Origin of the sequence: Flavobacterium sp. BFFFF1, assembly GCF_002256285.1 — a bacterium.
GTDB lineage: Bacteria > Bacteroidota > Bacteroidia > Flavobacteriales > Flavobacteriaceae > Flavobacterium.
In genome coordinates, this window is the sequence record NZ_NKJE01000011.1 from 110,949 (window position 1) to 134,589 (window position 23,641).

Consider the following 23,641-nt stretch of genomic DNA (forward strand, 5'->3'; position numbering starts at 1 on the left):
GTATGCGCATTCTTTTTGATGTGTTGGGCATCAGTTTTCGCCCAGCAAAAACAGCCTTTGAAAACGATTTTCGGCGATATTGAGAAAGCGTATGGCGTTCACTTTAATTTCATAGAGGAAGAAGTCGCCAATGTGTCGATTTTCCCACCAAACCCGGCGTTACCGTTAGCAAAAAAAATTTTTTACCTTGAAAATCGCACCGATCTTCACTTTGAAGTTGTTGCAGGCGTCTACATCACCGTTTCCAAAAAGCCGGTAGTGGAAGTGCCACCTCCGGAAAAGGAAGTCAGGGTATCGCTTGATGAAGTGGCGGTTGAAAAATACCTCACCACTGGAATTTCTAAAAAGGCGGACGGAGCCTATTTGATTAAACCAAAAAAACTCGGAATCCTTCCCGGCCTTACCGACACCGACGTGTTACAGACCATGCAGCAGATTCCCGGAATCTACAGTGCAGATGAAACCGTTACCAACATCAACATCCGCGGTGGGACACACGATCAGAACCTCTTTCTGTGGAATGGGATCCGCATGTTTCAGACCGGGCACTTTTTCGGCCTGATTTCTGCTTTTAACCCAAACCTGAACGATAAGATTGAAATATTCAAGAACGGTACCTCGGCGTTCTATGGAGAGGGCGTCTCCGGAGTAGTCGCCATTACATCGGGTGCTGCAAAAACAGACAGCACGACCTGTATCAGCTCCAACCTGATCTGGGCCGGTTTTAACACAAAGTTGCGCATGTCTGATAAGGCGTTTTTTACAGTCTCGGCACGGCGATCCATGACTGATTTTTTTCGTTCTCCAACTTACAAGAAATATTACAATAGGATTTTCCAGAATACCGTGGTAACAGACCTGAACAATAATCAGGCTGTCGACTATCAAAACAATGAGGATTTTTATTTCTATGACCTTACGGCGCAGTATCACCACCAGGTTGGTGCCAAAAATGAATTGGACATCGCCACCATTGCCATCAGGAACTTATTGGATTTAAATGAAAGCACCACGACAGAAAACGGATTTGTTTCAAAAAACAGCACATTAGGGCAGCAAAATTTCGGCATAAACCTTTACTGGAAAACAAATTGGGACGACCGGAATACGACGATCGCTTCGTTTTATGCATCACACTACAATCTGGACTCACAATATGAAAACATCAACAACAGCCAGATTCAGAAACAGAAAAACAGCGTCAGCGACAATGGTCTGCGCGTTGAACACCGGCACCGGCTGCAGGATTTATGGTCTCTGAATGCGGGCTACCAATACATAGAGACCGGAGTCCGGAATGACGAGGAAATCAACAATCCCGCCTTTTTGAGATTCAATAAAAAAGTGGTGAGAACCCATGCACTGATTCTGGAGTCAGACTGGAAAGCGCCAAACAACCTTACGGGACTAAAAACGGGTCTGAGGAGCAATTACATCAAGGAATTCGATAAGTTCATCCTGGAGCCCAGACTACAATTTTACCATAGTTTTGACGGGCATTTTCGAATGACGATTTCGGCCGAACAAAAAAGCCAGACCGTATCCCAAGCCGTGGATTTACAGCAGGATTTCCTCGGAGTGGAAAAACGGCGCTGGGTCATTGCCGACAATTCCCAAATCCCTATTCAACGCAGCCGTCAGGCAGAAATTGGATTTACCTGGAAAAATAAGAAATGGCTCGTTACGTTCGATAACTTCATAAAAAAAGTGGATGGTATTTCTACCAGCGGCCAGTCTTTCCAAAACCAGCTGGAGTTTGTAAAACTTAATGGAAGTTATCGGGTTTATGGTACTGAACTGCTTGTGCAGCGAAACTTTGGCAAAGTCTACAGTTGGATGAGCTATAGCATTAACAACAACAAGTACAACTTCCCGGAATACATTCCGCCGAAATTCCCCAGCAATTATGAAATTGCCCACATGGTTTCAGGCGCGGTAATCTATGACTGGCGGCAGTTCAAAACGGCTCTCGGTGCAAAATGGTACACTGGCAGGGCCGAAACTACGCCAATCAGTACCACACTAACTCCTAACCAACCTGGGATTATTTACAACAACCCAAACAATGAGCGTCTTGGCAACTTTTTTCAGGTGAATCTATCGGTTTCCTACCAGTGGAAAGTTTTTAAAAAGGGAAATTTTGAAGCGAGTTTTGCGGTACTAAACCTTTTAAACAAACACAATATCATCAACCGATATTATCGTGTAAATACTGAAACCAACAGTGCGGAAAGCGTCAATACCTACGCTTTGGGACGTACGCCAAACTTAAGCCTGAAGCTGCAGATCTAAAATTGGAAATAGATAAAGGGCTGCGTTCCGCTGGTCGATGTGGCGTATACTACCCAAAAGGCAAGCGCCAATACGAAGGCTTTTCCGATGATCGGCAGTCTGTCAAATGACGATTTCATCAAACCGGTAACCGGCGCGGGGAGAAAATGCCAAAGGTATCCGATCAGCATCACCAGAAATACATTCTTGTACCCCATAATGATTGTTGCCCATTCATTCAGATGGAAATTAAGATTTCCGATCATGCCAATGACGTCAAATGCAGTCGCGAAATCCCTTGCCCGGAAAAATATCCAGCAAAACGCAACAAAATGAAAAGTGATAATCACGGAGACAAATGTCCATAATCCTTTGCCGAAAGTTTTTGTTTCCGATCGTTTTGAAGGAAAATATTCTGAGAAAATCTTATTCACTGCCAACGCCATTCCGTGTAAAGCACCCCAGATGATAAAGCGGAAACTTGGTCCGTGCCATAAACCGCCCAGTAACATGGTCGTCATTAAGTTGACATTCGTAAATAATGTTCGCTTCTTGTCTTTTGCCAGCAGAAAAGTCAGTATAAATACAAAAAGTGATGCCAATGAAACATACAGCGGAATCATGCTAGTGGCGCTATACACCACCCCGAAAGTAATCAGGCCACCAAAGAACAGGCAGGGAAACAAAAACCCACCGAACGATCCCCTTCGGTTTCCTCCTACTGAGATGTAAAGGTAATCACGCAGCCAGGTGGAGAGCGAAATATGCCATCTTCTCCAGAACTCGGTGATGGAAGCCGATTTATAAGGCGTTCTGAAGTTCACCGACAACTTAAATCCCATCAATAGCGCAATCCCGATGGCCATATCCGAGTATCCTGAGAAATCACAATAAATCTGAATAGTATAGCCATAAGAAGCCATAAGATTTTCAAATGCAGTGTAGCTTTTCGGTGCGTCAAAAACACGGTCGACAAAATTCAGGGAAATGTAATCTGAGATAAATGTCTTCTTAATCAAGCCCCCGATGATTAGGAACAATGCGTTGTTGACGTCTTCCCTGGACAGCCGCAATTTAGCGTAAATCTGAGGGATAAATTCAGACGCACGAACGATAGGGCCTGCTACCAGTTGTGGAAAAAATGACACGAAGAACATATAGTCAAGGATGTTTTTCGTTGGTTTGAGTTCACGTCGGTAAATGTCAATGATGTAGCTCATCGACTGGAAGGTATAAAATGAAATACCCACCGGCAAAATGATCTCATGAAATTTCAAATGCCCGTCAAAAAGTCCGTTATAGTTTTCGATCAGGAAGTTCGTGTATTTAAAATACCCTAAAAAGCATAGATTGAGTACGACACTGAGTACGAGGTAAAATTTGCGGTAGCTTTCAAGGACTTCGTCATAAAGCAACTTCGCCAGATTGTAGTCTACCACTCCTGAGAACAGCAGCAATACGAAATACACACCGCTGGATTTGTAATAAAAAAACAGCGAAAACAGAAATACGTACAAATTCCGCAGCGCATGCGTCTTTGCCTTGGTTGTCAGGATATAAACGGGATAAAAGACCAGGAAAAGTCCAAGGAACAAAGCCGTATTAAACAGAATTGGATGTTTCTTATCATACGTGAACCAGGTTTGAACCTGTTCCATAGTGAACTCACCAAAGATCGTTGTTATCCAGTGCTGAATCTCTCCCACGCCTAATTATTGTTTAGTTTTTTTATAATTCGAAAAAGTTCCCAAAATCGCTTCCGTTAGCAGGTCACCCTGTTTTTCATAACCCGCTTTAGAATAATGCACGCGATCTCCTGCCATAAGTCCCTGTCTGTAATTCCTGCTAACGCCGTAAAGCCCTCCCAACTGTGCATACATATCCCAAACCGCATAATTGTCATCGGTGGCAACATTCAGGATTTTTTGTGCATAGTCTGCCACATAGACATTCGGGATTTTCCGTTTGAACATCGAGGGTGAAGGGGTAGCAACCAATATGTCCGCACCAGTTTCCTGTGCGCGCACATTTTGCATAAACAGTTCGAGCTGTTTCATATAATCTTCAGAGCGCATCTTGTCAAAAGATTCATTGGTTCCCAATGCCACAATAATCAGATCTGGCTGTAATGCCTTCAACTGTTCAAAAAACATAGGGTATTTGTTGTAGTCTGAAAGCTTGGCGCCATTCACACCGATATTGTGATAGACAATCCCGGGATCATTGTTCTCCAGCACAATCCCATTTAGCGTATAAGAATCCTGATTTTTACCTGGAAGCAGGTAAATTTTTTCGAGCTTTTCCTGCGTGATGTAAAAATGGGTATCATTGTCTGCCAGCAAAGGGAGCGGAATAAACTCGGAACGCTCCACCCGCTTCTTCTGCATTTCGTCGGTAGGGATTTTAAGTGTTTTTCCAGCGCGTATGCGGTCCGATCTAAGTCCGTTGGCCCGCTTCAGTTGAGAAATTGAAACATTGTATTTATCAGCGATGATTGACAGGGCCTCACCATTTTTAATCTTGTGCGTGATGCTTTTCGGAACGTTCGACTCGAGCGTGATGGTCCGCTTTGCAGTTGCGATGTTAAAGCTATTGCTATTATTTGGGGTAATAATCTTAATCGTATTGAAAAAATTACTTTCTTCTTTCGCATTGATTTCAACAGCAAAATCGTCGCTTTTTGAAGTCAGTGCGATGCCGCTTAGCCCCACCCTGCTGCCGTTGACAGGGGAAACGATGCGGTAACTTTCCCAGCGTTCGTTAGAAGAAAACCGAACATCCCATGAACCATTAGTCCGCGCCAGCGAATGCGGAAAGATTAATCCACGCCCTCCATTTCCAAACGCCTCCTGAAGTGATTCGCGCACGCGATTGGTGATTAAATCGGCCTGAATATGGGAATCGCCGATGTGCACGATATTGATCTTGCCGGTGTGGCTTTTATCGAGCTTGTATAATTTCTCGAGAAAAGACGCGATTGCCATCGGGTTTTGAATGCCGTTCTCGGGAATGATTATGGGAATGGTGTCGACTTCCACCGAATCGGTTTCCACCAGGGTAGAGTCAGCGACCTGCCCCCTCATCTGCGGAAGCGCAAACAGGAAAAATACCAGCAAGAGCAGCTTATTCTTCATCGTCAGGATTTGCGTTATCAGGAGCGATGCTGTCGATTGGATGCTCATCGGATTCAGCTTTTCCCTCTGTGCTTTTCCTCAACTGCTTGAATTGCTCATATCCTGCATTTAATTGGCTATACAACATCGCAGCCACTTTTTTTGCACCGCGAAAATTAAAATGGGTATAGTCCTTATTGGCCATCGCTGGTTCTTCCTCAACCCATTTGACCATAGACCCGTCGCCGCCCATCAAAGTATACAGATTCACAAATCCCGAAGCCGTTTTAAGCGCATAATGCTTCTGGGCATTGCTCAGTGGCACGACAGCCGAATCTGTTTTCATTTCGGTGTCATATTTCGTAGCCTTATCCGCCGTGGAAATGATCAGGATGGAAACCCCGGGAAAGCACTCGCGAAGGCGATTTACCGTACGGGTCATGCTTTTCTCGTACCAATTGTAATTTTTGGTACCATAGTTCAGAACATTGGTTCCATAGTGCAATACGATAAGGTCATAATTCAATTTCTTCTGAAACGCCTTCATCAATGATACATCGAAATTAGAAATGGGAATACCTGAATTGCCGCGTTGGGAAAAGTTGTCAATGTGAACCCCTTTACCATCGTCAAAATTAAACCCATAAACCGGAATTGACCTTGCCGATTTAAAGTCAACCTTTACCGATTTCAAGCCATTTTGCGAAAGGTTGAGCGTATTCAATAAATTGTCGGTAACAAGTTTTTTACGAAGCGTATCTTTCCCTACAACATAACTGATTTCGCCTTTTTTATTTTCTGAACTTCCGTAGAATAATGTCGGATTGTCGAGCTGGGTGGTGTATTTACCGCTTTTGTATTTCACCCATGCGATGTGGTTGGTATCATTGGCAAAAAATACGTGTCCATTGATTCCGAAAGGCCGTGCAGGATTTTTAACATTCAGGTAAGACTGCATCTTCCAGTTTGAAGAAAACTCATGAATTACTGAACTGCGTGAGGCCGCGGACTCTGACGTTATCGCTACAAAACCTACACCTTTTCCGCCATACTTATGCTGAAAATTGTTCCGCAAATCCTGAACAATCATATCGCCGTCAGTCATGGAGTCGCCGAAGTAGGCAATCCGCACATTGCCGTTTTGGGCGGTTTCGAGCTGGTACAACTTTTCGTAAAATGAAATCAGGTATTGGTTTCCCTTGTAATCTTCATATTGCTCTTCGGGGAACTTTATGCCGTTTGTCGCGTAATAGGTTATCGGCTGGTTGCCTAAGGTGTCACCTATACCCGCTTGTGCGGAATCTTTTTCCGCCTCAAACGCATCAATCAGCATGCTGTCAATAAGCACATTTTTAGTCGCGCCGGCCTTTTCCGAAAAGATGCGCTTCGGCAGCACACGTTTCACGCCCAAAAAGAACACAGCTGACAGCAAAACGATCAGGAAAGAACGAAAGAAATACGATTTCGGAGCACTCACAAAAAAGAAATTGTTATAAATTTAATTACATACGTTCCGGAACTTCAATCCCGAGCAACCTAAATGCAGATGCAATGGTTTCGGCAACTTTTTTTGAAAGCTGGACACGGAAGGTTTTTTGCGTAATATCATCTGTTCCCAATATCGGGACAGCCTGATAAAAAGAGTTGTATTCTTTAACCAATTCATAGGTGTAGTTCGCAATCAGGGCCGGGCTGTTTGTTTCAGCGGCGCTTGTGATGATTTCAGGATACTGTTCGAGCAATTTGATTAACTCCTTTTCTTTCGGATCAAGTGCATAATTACCGACGGGTCCTGAGAAGTCAAAACCTGCTTTCCTGATAATCGATTGAATACGTGCATAAGTATATTGGATGAATGGACCGGTGTTTCCTGCAAAATCTACTGACTCTTCCGGATTAAAAAGGATGCGTTTTTTAGGGTCAACCTTTAGGATATAGTACTTTAACGCACCCAGGCCAATTATCTTATATAGCTTTTGTTTTTCTTCATCAGAGTAGCCTTCGAGTTTCCCAAGTTCCTCTGAAATCTTTGCTGCAGTGTGCACCATGTCGGCCATAAGATCATCGGCATCGACCACGGTCCCTTCACGGCTTTTCATTTTACCCGATGGCAAATCCACCATACCATAAGACAAATGGTACAGCGATTCCGCCCATTCAAAACCTAATTTTTTAAGGATCAGGAACAGCACTTTAAAGTGATAATCCTGTTCATTACCGACGGTGTAGACCATACCGCCTACGTCCGGAAAATCTTTAACACGCTGGATTGCTGTCCCGATATCCTGTGTCATATATACTGCGGTCCCGTCAGCACGAAGGACAATTTTTCGGTCAAGGCCTTCCTCAGTAAGGTCAATCCATACCGATCCATCTGGGTCTTTTTCGAAAATCCCTTTTTCAAGACCAAACTGGACCACTTCCTTACCTAATAAATAGGTATCGCTTTCGTAGTAGTTTTTATCGAAACTAACGCCAAGGTTATGATAGGTTTCAGCAAAGCCGTCATAAACCCACTGGTTCATGGTATTCCAAAGGCGCAAGACAGCCTCATCGCCGGCCTCCCAGGCGAGAAGCATCTGCTGTGCCTCAAGCATAATTGGTGCTTTCTTTTTTGCCTCTTCTTCGCTGAGTCCATCCGCGACCAATTCAGCAACCTGATTTTTATATTCTTTGTCAAAGGCCACATAAAAATTACCGACGACTTTATCTCCTTTCAAACCTGATGAATCAGGCGTCTGGTATTTTCCAAATTTCTCCCACGCCACCATCGATTTACAGATGTGGATACCGCGATCGTTTACGATCTGGGTTTTGTAGACTTTCTTTCCTGACGCTTCAATGATCTGAGCCACCGCATAGCCTAACAGGATGTTGCGGACGTGCCCCAGGTGTAAAGGCTTATTGGTATTTGGTGAAGAATATTCAACCATGACCGCCTTGGCATGCTGTTCGGGATTTTTGAACCCAAAACGCGCGTCATCTTTCATGCCATTAAAGAAGTCCACATAATATGAATCATCAATCACAATGTTTAAAAAACCCGAGACCACATTAAATTGCCTGACTAGATCAGTGTTCGCGACAAGATAATTACCAATTTCATTCCCGAGGTAGGGTAAACTACTCTTCAATTGTTTTAGCAGAGGAAAGAGAACCATGGTGACGTCGCCACTGAAATCCTTCCTGGTAGCCTGGAATTCGATTTTATCGATGTTTGCATCAAATAAAACGTGAATAGCTTCCTTGATTTTTTGGCTTAAAATATTTTGTAAATCCATGGGTTTCAAATTTGAAAGCGCAAAGATAAATGTAATTCCGAAAACGCGTCATAAAAGTTGGTAAAATACCGTCGGAAAGCCCGCGAATGTTAAAAAATAGTGCAATCATGTGCATTATTTTCAGAGACGCGGATTTCGTTAACACGATTTTAGCATTTTTTAGAATTATTTATAAAATTATTGTTATGTTTGTTTCCTTAAAATTTATAATGTGGTTATGAAAAAAAGTTTATTTTTTATGATGTTATTGGCATCGTTTGCTGGGTTTTCACAAGCGATAACAGTCAACACAACGACTTACACTCCATCACAACTTGTCAATGATGTGTTGATTAATTCTCCGTGTACCAGCGGTCAGAATGTTGTGGCAACAACTGGAACTAATTTCGGTTCAGTCAATGGAATAGGGTATTTCCAGAATGTAAGCAGCAATCCCAATTTTCCATTTACAAATGGTGTGGTATTGTCTACAGGGGATGTTACCAAAATTCCGGGAGTAAATCCAGCTACACCAAATACCACGACTTTGAGCGACGGTAACGCGGCATGGACGGGAGATACAGATCTCCAAAGTATACTGCTTTCACAATCAGGAATCACGTTTAATTCAACGAATGCAACTTCACTGGAATTCCAGTTCACTCCGATTTCTGCAAATTTCAGTTTTGACTTTGTCTTTGCGTCTGAGGAATACGGATTACTACAATGTAACTTCTCTGATGCATTCGCATTTATCCTTACCGATTTAACTGACAACACCACCACAAATCTTGCGGTTGTTGCAGGAAATCAGCCTATTTCGGTAGCAACAATCAGGGATGCTTTATACAACAACAACTGCCCTTCGGTAAATCCTGGATTTTTTGGAGCATATAACGGATCGGGATTTGGACCGGCAATAAACTTTAATGGTCAAACCATCAAGATGACCGCCTCGGCAGTAGTTGACGTAACCCACGTTTACAAAATAAAACTCGTTATTGCGGATGGTGTAGATTCTAATAACATCCCAAGCCCGTTATACGACTCTGCGGTGTTTTTAGGTGCAAATACCTTTAACATCGGAACGGAGGTTTTAGGTATTGATTATGTTCCGGCGAATGCTACTGCTGCAACACCAAGAGATGCGATATGCCCAGGTGGCTTAATGCCTACTTTAGGACCGGTGTCGCCTATTCCCGGCACACCAACCTATTCATGGTTTGTGGATGGTGTGGACATTAATGTTCATACAGCAACATTGAATTTAAATGCGCTTGCCTACAATTCAACACATACCTATACGCTTGTATATACAAGACAGAATTGCGACCCTATTTCCGATAATATTATCGTGGAAGTATATTCTCCTTTAAATGCGCCACAGCCTGCGGATTTATTTAAGTCTTGTGAGACTGGTGCTACGACCCACAGTTTTGATTTGTCGCAAAACACTACGCTCCTGATGGCGAGTTTGCCAAGTGATGCTATTATTACGTACCATGCATCGCAAGGTGAGGCCAATTCGGGAAACAACCCGTTGGCGATACCTTACACGATTACACACGCGCAAGCCCTCGCCGGCGTTACCGTCTTTGCAAGGATTAAGCTTCCAACAGCGCCTTGTTATGAAACAAAATCATTTCTTGTAAAATACGTTAATGATCCTGTAGTTAATGTTCCTGCTGTAGATCCAGCCAATACGAAGTGCGCTATCAACTATCCTGTATTGCCTCCGAAAGCAGTGTTCAACCTGACTAGCATGACCAATGCGATATTAGGCTCACAAACACCGGCAAATGCTTATGTACTTAAGTTTTACAGTTCATATGCGAACGCAGTAACTGGTGGAGCAACTGGATTGGTGACCAATCCAGCAAACTTCAATACTGCGTCAAGAGACTTTTTTGTGCGGGTAGAAATTAACGGTAACCCTAGTTGTTTTGCAGTTACTCCAACAAATATCCCTACATTTTCGGTAGTGGTTACTCCTAAGGCGCACATCGACGAACCATCTGATGTACTTATTTGCAGCACCAGTACCGGCTATCAACTTCCTGCTTTAACCGATGCTACTGCTGGTTACTTCCCACAGGACAACGGTATGGGTAACCAATTGGACACACCTGCAGAAACGCTAATTAATACAACCAAGACAATTTATGTTTACAATAACCCGGGTGGCGGATTTTGTTCGAACAAATCTTCTTTTGACATTGTTAAAGCCAATTTAAATACGCTAACCCAGGACATTCCTACCACTCCTATTTGTTCAAGTTATACGCTACCAACATTAGATTATGGTGTATTCGTTGCCAATAATGCGCCTCCAAGTAGCACAAATCCTGACATCACAGGCCAAACAATTACGACCACCACGACAGTATATGTTTGGGTAGACTCGGAAGGGCTATCGCCTGCGTGTTCTGAGTCGAAACCTGTTACCATAAACATTACCCCTTTCGTACCAATATTGCAATCTGATTATCCAAACCGATTCGACTGTACTTCGTATATATTAGGTACTAATATGCCTGTTAATCCCCAGCTTACTTATTGGACAGGACCAAACCAGACAGGAGTTCAAAAGTTTTTTGGAAACCCGATTAATGCAAATACGACAATTTATGTGCACCAGGCATCTGGTACCTGTACTAATGATGATGTTTCGTTCCAGGTTTTAATTGGAAACAGCAATATTGTTGTTCCAGGGACACAAAACAGATGTAGTGTCTGGCAATTACCTGCCCAGACTGTCGCTGAATACCATACTGCAAGTTTTGCAAATGGTGGCGGAACATTGTTGCCTAGTGGTTTTTCTTACACGCAGGTTGGACAATCGACATTATATCTCTATGTACCTGGCCAGCCATGTACTTACAACAACACGATCCAGGTAAACATAACTTTAGCGCCAATCGATCCAATTGCAGATGTTCCTGCCCAATGCGACTATTACGTGCTTCCAACTACGCAGACTCATATCGGAGACTATTATGAGGGTACGTTTCCAAACGGAGTTAAAGTAGCCGATCAAACCAACTCTACCAATTATGTAGTTACCGGAGCGGGTGTGCACAACATGTATTTTGCTCAGTTTTTCAACAACCAGTGTTCGGTTTTTGAAAATTTTACAGTAACGATTAATGATACCCCAATTGTAGATTCTTTTGGAGATTTCTCTGCGGAATGTAATACAACTACTTTTACCCTGCCTCCATTGAGCAATCCAAGTGCCTATTACAATCAGCCCGGAGGTGTGGATCCAATTGCTGGTAATACTATTACCCAACTGACATCAGGTGTTCGTCCGATTTACATATTTCAAGCTGGTGCTACACCCGGAACCTGTGACGCGGAAAGCTCGTTTGAGGTAACCTTCAGTATTGTTAATGTCAACGATGTAGACAATATCTATGTTTGTGATACTGATTATATACTTCCTGCCATTGATGGCCCTGGGGATTATTATGATGCGCCTTTCGGTCCTGCTGGAACGGGTAATAAGCTCACGCCACCGGTACACGTAATCAACAACAGCGGAACGACGCAGACAACTACATTCTACGTTTACGCTGATGATGGAAATCCTGTACCATGTAGGGACGAAACTTCGTTTACCGTAACGCAATATGTACAGCCAACATTTAACGCACCATCGCCAATTGTTACCTGCCAGTCCTATGTGCTGCCTCCATACAGTGATTTCTTGACTGTTCCGGCAGGTGCTGTAAACCACTATTATAGTGCTCCAAATAGCGGAGGCCCTGAGTTGTTCCCTGGTGCAACGTTAACTGCTTCGCAAACCCTTTATGTTTCAGCTGCGATTATTACTCCTGAAAACACTGAGGCTTGTCCAATTGAGCAGCCGTGGTCCATTAACATCACACCAAATCCCGTAATCGACCCTGCAGTAAGCGATTTAAGCGGTTGCGACCAGGTCGTATTACCCACTTTGACAACCGGTATCTATTACAGTGACCCAGGTTACACCAATCAAATTACAAACCTGACACTTACCAGTTCTCAAACGGTATATGTTCAGGCAGTAAGTGCTGCAAATTCAAGCTGTACTGCTACCGCTAGTTTTGACGTTACAGTTACACCTTCTCCACAGTTGACAATATCAACACCTGTTGTTGACGTATGTGATTCATACACAATACCGCAATACAACGATGCCATTTTTGCAACACCGTCGGGTGCTGTAGATCGTTTCTTCCTTTCGTCAGGAACGGAAGTATTTCCTGGAGCGACCATCACGACTTCTGATGTAATTACGGTAGAAGCACATAATGGTACTTGTTCGGATTCTGAAACACTAACCGTGAACATTTCTGTAACACCTGTTTTGGCAGCCGTGACCGACCTTAGCGGATGTGACCAAGTACAATTGCCAGTTCTTACAGTAGGGAATTATTATAATGACCCCGGTCATACATCATTGATAACCAATACACTACTTACAGCAAGTCAGACCGTATATGTATATGCAGAAAGCCCTACCAATGCGAACTGCTCTGATTCCGATGATTTTGAGGTAACAATAACCAATACACCAGTGCTTGACCCTGCGGACATTGCAGATGTTTACGCTTGCGACCAGTACGTACTGCCTGCACTGAACACACCTGGTGCCGGATATTTTACCGGTGCTAACGGATCAGGAACCCCAATTGCAGCAGGTACCGTATACACTTCGAATGCACTAATTTACGTACACGCAGCAAACGGAACCTGTACAGCTGGTGACGATAAATTAATCAGCATCTATAAAGTGGACCAGTTTACAGACTACAATGGCTGTGCGCCGTATGTGTTGCAACCACTTACTGCTCCAAATGCAAATTATTATACTGGGTCAAATGGGTCAGGTACGGTACTTCCGGTAGGCACACCGATTACGACAACACAGATCATTTACGTTTATGGTACCTCAGCACAAGGAAGCTGTTCCAGTCAGACTTCGTTCACTGTAACCAAACTTGCTGATGCTGTTGCAAATCCTGTTACAGATCAAACATTGACAACTGTTTGTGATAACGATGCAAACCCGGATGATTTCGTAACACCAATTGATTTGGATGCTTTTACTGCTACAGTGCTAGGCTCACAAAATCCTGCGGATTTTACAGTGAAATATTACCCAACATCGATTGATGCGGATTACGAAACTAATCAAATCGCAACAGATGGTACTACCGGCGTAGATAGCGCTATCAATCCAGTTTGGGCACGTATCCAAAATGCAACCGGATGCCATGCGGAGGTAGAAATACTTGTCAACGTTGTACCAAAACCACATATTGATGCAGATTTAACCGGAACAGTTTGTATTGATCCTGATACTGGTGAAGTAACGGACGCTTATATCGAGAGCGGCTATCCAGGTGGTAGCGGACCAGGTTCTTACAGCTTCTTATGGTCTGACGATGCTGGAAATCCAGTAGCGACCACGCCAAACCTGCAAACGGGTGTTGCAGGGAACTACACGCTTGTTATCCGTGCGAATGGTGTCAATACATGTGAATCTGACCCAATCAATGTGGTAATTATTCAGTCTGCAAGACCTGCCAGCGTATCCGTTACGACAATAGGATGGTTTACAGAAAGCCAGACGATTACCGTAGACGCCGTTCCATATATCGGAAACGACAAATCAAACTTCAGGTATTCTCTGGACGGACAAACCCCACAAACTGAAGCTACTTTTACAGACGTCCCTTCGGGTGTTCACGAAATTGTTGTAAGTGACATCAACGGTTGTGGTGCAACACCAGCGCCATTCTCTGTAGAATTGGTTAGCAGCCCGCCATACTTTACGCCAAACGGTGACGGAGTTAACGATATCTGGAAACTCAGTGGAATGGCAAACATCCCTGCAGGTTCTGTTTCTGAAATTCAGCTTTACGACCGCTATGGAAAATTAATTGTACAACTTACATCCCAAGGCCCAGGATGGGATGGAACACTAAACGGCCAACCACTTCCTGCTTCCGATTATTGGTTTAGTTTGAAATATGTTGATTCTTTAGGAGTTCCTAAAGAGTACAAATCTCACTTCTCACTAGTCAGATAATACATTTGTTATCAAATACTTAAAAGCTTCCTCTCGGGGAAGCTTTTTTTATTTAAAGAAACAGGCATAAAAAAAGGCCTTCCTATGTAACAATAACCTGCCTAACATGTCTAACCCCCTGTTTTCAATAGTCATCATCAAAACAAACTAGAATGAATTTTAAAATTACCCTTATTTTTTTCATTACAGGCCTATTTTCAATGCAAGCCCAAAATCAAGGATCAGTAACCGGAAAGGTCACCGACAAAACCACCAACGCTCCCGTTTCTTATGCCACTATCGTCATTAAGGCCGACGATAAAGTCACAACCGGAGGAATCACGGACGACAATGGAAACTTCGAAATCAAAAACCTCGAATTACGAAAATACAAAGTAGACATCCAGTTTATCGGCTATAAGACTTACACAACCGATATTGAACTCTCAGCAACACAGAAAACAATTAGCCTTAATAAAATCCAGCTGGAAGAAGAAAGCACCCAACTGGAAGGCGTTACCGTGGTAGCAGAACGTTCCACCGTAGAACAAAAAATTGACCGTAAGGTAATCAATGTAGGACGTGACCTCACGACTGCGGGCGCAACCGCATCTGACATCATGAGTAATATTCCTTCTGTAAATGTTGACCAGGACGGAAAAATATCGCTTCGCGGAAACCAAAACGTACGCGTACTCGTCGACGGTAGACCTACAAACATCGACGCCGCCCAACTCCTAAAGCAAATACCATCAACTTCAATCAAAAAAATTGAGTTGATTACAAATCCAAGCGCGAAATACAATCCTGAGGGAATGTCTGGAATCATAAACATCGTTTTGCATAAAAACGCAAATGATGGCTTCAATGCCAGCGTAAACACCGGAGCTACATTTGCTACAACTCCAAAATCCAATAGCTCCATCGACATGAATTACAGAACCGGGAAAATCAATTTTTTCGGAACATACGGAAATAACTTTGGATACCAATTCAACAACGGACTTGTAAAACGGGAGGATGAAAACTCCAGCCAGGTTTTTGACATCAAAAACGACAATAAGTCACATTTGTATAAAATTGGAATCGATTTCTATATCAATGACCGGAACACCATTTCGGCTTATACAAACCAAAACATCTTTATGGGAGACGGATACATCCATACGGACAACCTATTCCCTACTCCGGGCACTGATTTCCAATCTGATGACCATTATAGGAACGACAACGATAACAGTGCGTACAACCTCGCATACAAACACTTGTTTAAAAAAGAAGGGCATACTTTAGATATCGAAGCGAATCACAACTGGTCAAAGGACAAACAACTGGGTACATTTGACCGTTCCGGAAACACCCCTTCCGCAGATTACAATGACCAAAGAACCCAAAGACGTAAAAATTCTACGATCAATGTGGATTATGTCAATCCATTAAATGAAAAGACAACACTGGAACTTGGTACAGAGGCCAGGCTGATCAGGACCGACAACGACTACTTCACCAACCAAACCGGAGAACTACCTTATATTAAATTTCTTTACGATATAGACCTGTTTTCTGCCTATGCGACGTTTGGCCAAAGATTTAAAAAAATCAGCTACCAACTTGGCGCACGTCTTGAAAGTTACAAAGTACAAGCCACAAATAACGGTGCCAAGGCTTATGAGGATGACTATTTTACAATATATCCTTCTGCCTATTTTACGTACCAGCTCAGCGATAAAAACAGCTTTCAGTTAAGCTACAGCCGACGGGTAGACAGGCCAAGCCTCGAACAGACTTCACCAATCCGGGAATTCAGCACCGTAAGGTTTAAATCTGTCGGAAATCCGGAACTCGATCCGCAGTTCACCAATTCAATGGAACTTAACTACACCCGGGTACTCGAAAAAGGATCTATCTCGGCAGGTGTATTCTACCGTATCATCAACGACGAAATCAGCAGAATCCTGATTCCGGACCCGGATAACAACCAGAACCAAATTATGCTTTTTGATAATTTTGATAACAATACCTCTTACGGTTTTGAATTGTCTTCAAATTACAAAGTCAACAAATGGTGGGATATGCAGCCAGCAATCGATTTCTCGAGCATCACCCAAAAAGGAATTGTCTCGATCTTCAACCAGACCATAAACGACTTTGAATCGGTACAGACGGAAATTACAGCCAATGCTTTCAACGCAAGGCTGAACAGCAATTTTAAGGCGACGAAAAAGCTAAGTTTCCTGATTTTCGGCTTCTACCGCGGCGGCGTAAATGGCATCCAATTTAATGGCAAGGAAATGTATAAAGTGGACGCCGGCGCCCGTTACAGTTTCCTAAACAACAAGGCATCGTTGAGCCTGCGTTTCAACGATATGTTCAATACCATGAAGTTTGCCTTTGAAGGTGACAATCCTTACCCGCAAACAGGACAATTTACCTGGGAAAGCCAGTCGCTGTATGTAAACTTTAACTTCATGTTCGGCGCCGGAAAAAATAGGGCATTACAACGCAAATACAGGGAAGACAATACTAAACAGGGTGGCGGCGGACTATTCTAATCTTCATTTTGAAATTATAAAAAACCCCGAAATAACGTTTCGGGGTTTTTTATTTGTTCTCATTCGAAGTTGTTTAGGCTGTCCGCTAAAACAGGCGAAGACGACTTGCCAAAACTGCGGCTAAAGAATCAGGGAAAAGCGTGCACCTGCTGTCCGGGATGGCACAATCTGGATTTAACTGATTACCACCTTATAATCACACTTCCCCATGTAAATCCACTTCCAAACGCCGCCAATACAACAAGGTCTCCCGATTGTATTTTACCGAGTTCCCATGCTTCTGTCAGTGCAATCGGGATTGAAGCAGCGGTAGTATTGCCGTAACGTTGTATGTTGTTGTATACCTGATCATCACCAAGCTGAAACTTTTGCTGTATAAACTGTGATATCCTCAGGTTCGCCTGATGCGGAATCAGCATATTAATATCCGAAACGGAAAGGTTATTCTTCAGCAGGCCTTCATTGATAACCTCCGTAAAGCGAACCACAGCATTCTTAAACACAAATTGTCCGTTCATGTGTGGATAGTAACTTTCGTCGTTCGGATCGTTGTCAGCAAGGATATCCGTCACCCAACGCGATCCCATCCCAGGCGCATCGAGAAACAGCTCTTCAGCATAAGCGCCTTCAGCATGCAGGTGTGTAGACAAGATTCCTTTATTCGGATCTTCTTCCCTGCTTAAAACTGCCGCACCTGCCCCATCGCCGAAAATCACTGAAACACCTCGTCCCCGCGTAGTCATATCCAATCCCACAGAATGCACTTCCGATCCAATCACCAGGATATTTTTATACATTCCGGTCTTGATGTACTGATCCGCAACCGATATGCCATAGACAAAACCAGAGCATTGGTTCCTGATATCCAGCGCCCCGACAGTACGTAACCCAAGTTCTTTTTGAACCGTGACACCCGGCCCGGGAAAATAGTAATCAGGGCTTAAAGTCGCAAATACAATGAAGTCAATATCTTCATAAGCCACACCTGAGCGTTCAATAGCAATTTTCGCAGCTTTGACGCCCATACCTGTCGTATTATCTTCACCCCGAACGATATGACGGCGTTCCTTTATACCGGTACGCTCCTGAATCCATTCGTCATTGGTTTCGATAATCTTAGACAAATCATCATTGGTCACCACATTGTCTGGAACGTAAAAGCCTAAGCCGCTAATCTTTGAATTGTACATAGGGGAAAAAATATTAGTTTGACCTAAATTATCAATCAGGTAAAATTATACCGAACAATATAAGACTAATTTCGGAAATCGCAATTTTAAGGTTCTAAATTTTAGAAGCTTGCAGATTTCACGAACTTAATGGCCTGCCGTCCCGTATTGCTGTGGAGGTTTAAAAAATAGGTTCCGCTGGCATATGGAAAATCAAACGAGTAGCTTTTTTCAACCGCGCCGTCGATATTATCGCGTTTCAACTGCGCAATCAGTTTCCCCGCAGCATCATACACTTCGATAACCAAATGATCGGCAGCTGTGAAATCCACAGAAAGATTGAGTTTGTCCTTTACAGGATTGGGGCTCAACGTGGCCATCAAAGGCTTTCTTGGACTTTCAGGAAAAGGATTCACGCCCAGATTCTGATCCGTCAGTTTGTAGATGGTTGTTCCCGAAGCGTAAGCCAGATTCTCGTTCACGACCACAATGCGGTTCATGTTGCTCCCTACCCCAGTATCAGTCCAGGTATCGCCACCATCGGTCGTTTCAAGCAAACCCGTAGCGTGACCTCCCATCCATCCGTGCGTTTCAGACACAAAGCCAACCGCTTGAATATCCGTATCCGGCACCTCTTTGCTGACCCAGTTGGCACCGCCATCTGATGACTTTACGAGTTTCCCTAACAATGGGGTAACGGATTCAACCGCCCCGAAAAGTATTTGCCCGTCAGCATGTAGATCCTGTAACTTCCATACATATTCACCCGGGACACCGGTGTCATACAATGGTGCCCAGTTGGCCCCACCATCAACGGTTTTGAGGATCACACCGCCGGTATCGCTTTTACCGGATGCGTAGCCAACACTTTCGTTAATAAACAGAATTTCAACCAAGGCATTCGCATAAGCACTCATATCAATGAATTGCCAATTGGTACCGCTGTCGGTAGACTTGATAATATATGCCGGGGAGAAGTAGGCGCCACAGCCATAAATCGTGGAAGTACCCACCGCAGAAAGCCCGCAAAGTGCCGGAACTCCTGCCGGCAAATTGGTTACAGGTTCCCAGGAGGCACCACCATCAGCTGTCTTCAGGAACAGGTTATTTAAAGTTCCGACAAAACCAATATTCTCGTTTAGGAACTCAATATTCCTAAAATAAGCTGAGCCTGCAGGATTGGTGTAATCCAATTGCAATGTCCAGTTTTCACCACCGTCGACCGTTTTGTATACTTTGGCATAATAACCATTCGCCGCCCAGCCGATATTTTCATTCAGGAAAAATACATCATCGTATCGCTGGTCATTTTCGTTTGAATAGACATTTGAAAATGCTGTCCACTCCAGTTGTGCCGAAGAAATGGAGCTGGCGAGAATCAAAAGAAGGTAAATTTTTTTCATGTTTTTGAGTAAATAAATCTGTAGTAAAAATACACTTATTCTATTAAAAAACACTTATTTAGTACGTTTGTGTCATGGGATTATTTTACAATCTGCTGAGCACGACATCCATGTCCGCAGTCAGGCTGACTTCACGGTTTGCCGGGATTTCAAAAGGGTTTTCAAAAAAGATCACCCTCTTATCAAGCACCGCCTTCACGAGATAACTTCCGCCTTTAAAATAGCATTGCTTAACGATAGCGGAAATATCCGATTCTTCTGCAAGATAAAGTTCATGGGCATACAGCAGCATTCGCTTTTCTTTGTCTTCGAACGGAATTAACAGATGTAATGGTATCTCATTTACTTCACCAAAAAGTGAGGCCGTATATTTGGTGTCCGGTTTTAGATAAACGGACTTCGATTCATTAAACTGCACGATGGTTCCATGGCGCATGACAAGCGTCTTATCCGAGAAGGAAAGCGCATCAATACTATCATGTGAAGCAATAATGCAACTGATGCCTTTATGCTTCAGGTACGCAAACAAATTACGCCTTAAAGCGCCCTTGCGAAAACTGTCAATATTGCTAAATGGCTCATCCAGCAAAAGCAACTCCGGTTCGAGTGCCAGGACCCGTGCCAATGCAACCCGTTGCTGCTGGCCACCGCTTAAGTACTTCGCTTTAACATCCGCGAACGACTGCATTTCAACCATCTCAAGCAGTTCCATTACACGGCTTTCCTTTTCTTCTGGATACATATTGGAAAGAAATTTCCCGACGTTTTCAGCAACCGTAACATAGGGCATCAGATCAAAGTCCTGCGCCAGATATTTCATTTCAGGTGCGCCCGGAATCAAATGGAATTTAGGCCCGAGAACCTCTGCTCCATTCCAGAACACTTTACCTTCGTTAAGGTCGTATAACCCATAGATGAGCTTCAACAACGTACTTTTTCCACACCCGCTTTCACCAATAACCGACAAATTTTCTCCTTTTTTTAAAGTAAAATCAATGTTGTTGATCACGTTTTGAGTATCGTAGGCGAAAGAGATATTTTGTACCTGAAGCATAATGGTGATGGCATATTTATTCTGCAAAAGTAAAGTTTCAAGCGCTAATTCGGTTCAAAATTATATTGGTTTAACAAAAAATAAGGGCGGAAACTCAAACGTGGAGCCCCGCCCTTATCAACCTAACCAATAATAACCAAAACGATCTAATCTAAGTATTTCTTATATTGTTGGGTATCAACCCGCGCCTTTAAATCATGCAGCAAACTATACAATCCAAAAAACGTCCGATTTACATATATGAAATGTTGAGAGCCCCTGTTGCCGTTCATTTTCCTGAGTTTGGTATCGTTTGAAAATTCCTCACTCAAAGCGGCAATTTCATCAAAAAACTTCGGGTCTGAGAAATCAAATGATGGTTCGTGATGTGGTTTCGTAAAGAAGCGCATCAATCTTTGGAAAATTTCCGCGAAATAATCAATTTCTTCCGGGGTATCATCTTTCCTGAGGATTTCCAACTCATATAGTTTCTCTCTAAACAAGATATCGTTCTCGATAACTTCAGGGTTTGCTAACTCGAAATAAGGCGTATAAAAATCATCCGGTACCTTTTTTATGCATCCAAAATCAATAGCGATAAGGTTTGATTCCTTGTCTACAAGGAAGTTACCCGGATGCGGATCGGCATGCATCTCCCGCAAACCATGGATTTGAAACATATAAAAATCCCAAAGTGCCTGACCCAACCTGTCCCCTTTTTTGCGGTCCTCATTGTGCGCAGTGAATTCCGATAGGTGTTCACCCTGCATCCAGTCCATCGTGATGGTTTTCTTCGAAGACAATTCAGGATAATATCCCGCAAATTTCATTCCTACGATGTGTGCACAGGATTTTGCCATTGCGACGCCCTGTGCCAGTTCAAGCTCGTAATCGGTTTCCTCAAGTAATTTATACTCAACTTCCTTAAAATACCTTTCTGAATCTTTACCACGTAAATTAAACATCCTTATGGCGAAAGGCTTCACCAATGCCAAATCAGAACTAATACTCTCCGCTACTCCGGGATATTGGATTTTCACAGCAAGTTTCTTCCCATCTTTGGTTGCCTTGTGCACCTGTCCGATGCTCGCAGCATTTACAGAATCCGGAGTAAACGAATCGTATATTTCTTCAGGGTATTTTCCATACCACGTTTTGAATGTCTTCCTAACCAAAGGTGCCGACAGCGGCGGAACCGAAAATTGCGCCAGTGAGAATTTATCAACATACGCCTTTGGCATGATATTTTTGTCCATACTAAGCATTTGAGCCACTTTCAGCGCGCTGCCTTTCAGGTTTTTCAATCCGTCATAAATGTCATCGGCGTTATTTTCATTTAGCTTTTCGCGGGTCAACGATGGATTGACCATCTTTTCTCCATAATAGGCCATGTAATTCCCACCCACCTTTAATCCTGTGCGCACGAGTTGTCCCGCGCGTTCAATCTTTCCTGTCGGAATTTTATCTATCGTTTTCATAAAGATGACTTCCTTTCTTTCCAAAGAAATTTACCCAGGTCGATCAGGTTTTCCAAAGGTTTTGTATCCAATAAATCGACCACGGTGTTCACCGATTTTTCAATGATAATGTCCGTTTTCTCAAACCCTCTCGAATTGTCTTTCATCCAAAATCTCAATATCAATAAGAACTGAATCCAGGCACCTTCCGAAAATGCGGGCGAAGTAACTTTCTTAACTTTCGCCACCATTTCATTGTCAGTCCCTTTGATGATATGTACGATGAAATCCTTGAATCGGTTTCGAAACTGCTTTAATTGCATCAGACTTCGCATACCCTCGTTTTGCTCCTGAAGCGCAAACAATACATAGCTCCTGTTGAGTGTCAGGATTTCAAACAATGTAAAATATAGTGTGAGCAATTTATTTTTATCTGAATACGCGCTGTAACCCGGTTCTTTTTCAATAGCGACTACCGCATTCTCGAAAAATTTCACCCAGATTTCCTGACGAATGGCGTCGATTGATCCGAAAAAACTATAGAATATGGCTTCTTCCAAATCATGCTGTTTACAAAAGCTGTAGACGTTTAAAGCGTGCCCTTCATTTCCCAGTACATCTTCCATGTACCACGCAATGATTTGATTATCATCGGGCAGCTGCTTCTTTGCAGTACTTTTCTTTGCTGTTGCCATAAAAATTTATATTTAAAATTACGATGTAAATTTACGTTTCAATTATTTCTGAAACATAAAAACATTTGTTAAATATCTTTCAAAAAAAATGAACAATTGGCATGCTGAGGGGCATAAAAAAACCGGCACTTTGCAGCACCGGTTTTAGATATAAATAGATGGTTTCCTATTTTTTTGCTTCTGATTCAGCTTCCTGGATCATCTTCTGGTTTGCTGTAATTGCAAATTCTACGCGCCTGTTTTGGCTTCTTCCTTCCGGAGTATCGTTGCTCGCAATTGGATCAGCCGGTCCCATGCCTGTTGTTGTGAAGCGACCAGCCGCAATTCCTTTGGAAGCAAGGTAACTTTTTACTGAAGCTGCCCTTTGTTCCGAAAGCTTTTGGTTAATTTCCATAGATCCTGTGCTGTCTGTGTAACCGTAAATGACGATATTGGTATCCGGATAATCGTTAAAAACCTTTACCAGTTTGTCAAGATTTGCCGCCGCAGTAGCAGTCAGTGTAGATTTTCCGGTATCAAAACGGACTGCATTTTCATTCAACGTCAATTTGATCCCTTCCCCAACACGTTCTACATCGGCACCTGGAATCGCATTGTCAATTTCCCTTGCCTGTTTGTCCATTTTGTTAC

13 protein-coding genes are annotated in these 23,641 nt (G+C 43.1%); 3 read left to right on the top strand and 10 right to left on the bottom strand.

All coding sequences use genetic code 11. From position 1 onward, the window contains the following. The first annotated feature begins 57 nt into the window (after positions 1 to 57). Positions 58 to 2,292 carry a TonB-dependent receptor plug domain-containing protein gene (locus CFE23_RS08940; RefSeq protein ID WP_291086877.1) on the top strand — a complete coding sequence of 745 codons (2,235 nt, stop codon included), beginning with the start codon at positions 58 to 60 and terminating at the stop codon, positions 2,290 to 2,292. Here the strand turns inward: CFE23_RS08940 and CFE23_RS08945 are convergent. Genes CFE23_RS08945 through argS form a run of 4 tightly spaced genes read right to left on the bottom strand, consistent with a single transcriptional unit; the run spans position 2,289 to position 8,665 of the window. Further along, positions 2,289 to 3,929, bottom strand: a complete 1,641-nt coding sequence (locus CFE23_RS08945) for an MBOAT family O-acyltransferase (protein ID WP_291086913.1) — start codon at positions 3,927 to 3,929, stop codon at positions 2,289 to 2,291. The genes CFE23_RS08940 and CFE23_RS08945 overlap by 4 nt on opposite strands. A gap of 54 nt (positions 3,930 to 3,983) precedes the next feature. Then, entirely contained in the window at positions 3,984 to 5,453 is a 1,470-nt protein-coding gene (locus CFE23_RS08950; RefSeq protein ID WP_291086879.1) for a GDSL-type esterase/lipase family protein, read from the bottom strand. Beyond that, positions 5,395 to 6,861, bottom strand: a complete 1,467-nt coding sequence (locus tag CFE23_RS08955; RefSeq protein WP_291086881.1) for a hypothetical protein — start codon at positions 6,859 to 6,861, stop codon at positions 5,395 to 5,397. Before CFE23_RS08955 ends, CFE23_RS08950 begins: the two co-directional genes overlap by 59 nt. Positions 6,862 to 6,886: 25 nt before the next feature. Next, positions 6,887 to 8,665, bottom strand: a complete 1,779-nt coding sequence (gene argS, locus CFE23_RS08960) for an arginine--tRNA ligase (protein WP_291086883.1) — start codon at positions 8,663 to 8,665, stop codon at positions 6,887 to 6,889. Positions 8,666 to 8,882: 217 nt separating this feature from the next. Here argS and CFE23_RS08965 point away from each other — a divergent pair, with 217 nt between their 5' ends. Together CFE23_RS08965 and CFE23_RS08970 are read left to right on the top strand one after the other, a co-directional pair. Beyond that, on the top strand, positions 8,883 to 14,723 hold the full coding sequence (locus tag CFE23_RS08965; RefSeq protein ID WP_291086885.1) for a T9SS type B sorting domain-containing protein: 5,841 nt from the start codon (positions 8,883 to 8,885) through the stop codon (positions 14,721 to 14,723). 152 nt (positions 14,724 to 14,875) lie between these two features. Then, a complete protein-coding gene (locus tag CFE23_RS08970; RefSeq protein ID WP_291086887.1) occupies positions 14,876 to 17,254 on the top strand; it encodes a TonB-dependent receptor in 2,379 nt (792 codons plus the stop codon). A 182-nt stretch (positions 17,255 to 17,436) separates the two neighbouring features. On the opposite strand, the gene CFE23_RS08975 is transcribed toward CFE23_RS08970, so the two are convergent. From CFE23_RS08975 to CFE23_RS09000, 6 genes are all read right to left on the bottom strand, one after another. Beyond that, positions 17,437 to 18,444 (bottom strand): beta-ketoacyl-ACP synthase III, encoded by a 1,008-nt coding sequence (locus CFE23_RS08975; RefSeq protein ID WP_291086889.1) that lies wholly within the window; start codon positions 18,442 to 18,444, stop codon positions 17,437 to 17,439. 101 nt (positions 18,445 to 18,545) lie between these two features. Further along, entirely contained in the window at positions 18,546 to 19,826 is a 1,281-nt protein-coding gene (locus tag CFE23_RS08980; RefSeq protein WP_291086891.1) for a YCF48-related protein, read from the bottom strand. Between the two features lie 85 nt (positions 19,827 to 19,911). Then, positions 19,912 to 20,880 (bottom strand): ABC transporter ATP-binding protein, encoded by a 969-nt coding sequence (locus tag CFE23_RS08985; protein WP_291086918.1) that lies wholly within the window; start codon positions 20,878 to 20,880, stop codon positions 19,912 to 19,914. Positions 20,881 to 21,026: 146 nt separating this feature from the next. After that, the gene (locus CFE23_RS08990; protein WP_291086893.1) at positions 21,027 to 22,337 is read right to left on the bottom strand and encodes an AarF/UbiB family protein; all 1,311 of its coding nucleotides are present in this window, start codon (positions 22,335 to 22,337) and stop codon (positions 21,027 to 21,029) included. Beyond that, positions 22,334 to 23,011 (bottom strand): TetR family transcriptional regulator C-terminal domain-containing protein, encoded by a 678-nt coding sequence (locus CFE23_RS08995; protein ID WP_291086895.1) that lies wholly within the window; start codon positions 23,009 to 23,011, stop codon positions 22,334 to 22,336. The genes CFE23_RS08990 and CFE23_RS08995 overlap by 4 nt, the downstream gene beginning before the upstream one ends. A gap of 166 nt (positions 23,012 to 23,177) precedes the next feature. Then, a partial coding sequence (locus CFE23_RS09000) for an OmpA family protein (RefSeq protein WP_291086897.1) occupies positions 23,178 to 23,641 on the bottom strand: 464 nt, incomplete at its 5' end.